Source organism: Marseilla massiliensis (assembly GCF_016899955.1).
In the GTDB taxonomy this organism is placed as follows: domain Bacteria; phylum Bacteroidota; class Bacteroidia; order Bacteroidales; family Bacteroidaceae; genus Prevotella; species Prevotella intestinigallinarum.
The window spans coordinates 1-310 of sequence record NZ_JACJJL010000118.1 but is presented as its reverse complement, the minus strand read 5'-3'; the positions used below and the strand labels follow the sequence as shown (position 1 = coordinate 310).

Here is a 310-nt window from a genome sequence, read left to right as displayed (position 1 = left end):
ACCGGTGATTGGGGCTAAGTCGTAACAAGGTAGCCGTACCGGAAGGTGCGGCTGGAACACCTCCTTTCTGGAGCGGGGCCGGCACGCCGGCTTCCCGGCCGCGGCATTAGCCGCCGCCTTCCTGCTCGCGCTTCTTCTGCCTGTCGCACCCTGCCTCGCCGCAAGCGCGGGGGATTAGCTCAGCTGGCTAGAGCGCTTGCATGGCATGCAAGAGGCCATCGGTTCGAATCCGATATTCTCCACACCGCCTTATGAGGCGAACGATCTTTGACATACTGTATACAAGACAAGCAACAAGCAAGGCCGGCAG

Annotated in this window: 1 tRNA gene and 1 rRNA gene; both read left to right on the top strand. The window is 61.0% G+C overall.

Annotation, left to right across the window (positions count from 1 at the left end):
- Positions 1-67: ribosomal RNA gene (locus tag H6B30_RS16190) — 16S ribosomal RNA — on the top strand; the annotation flags it as partial.
- 101 nt (positions 68-168) lie between these two features.
- Positions 169-242, top strand: a tRNA-Ala gene (locus tag H6B30_RS16185).
- Positions 243-310: the final 68 nt, after the last annotated feature.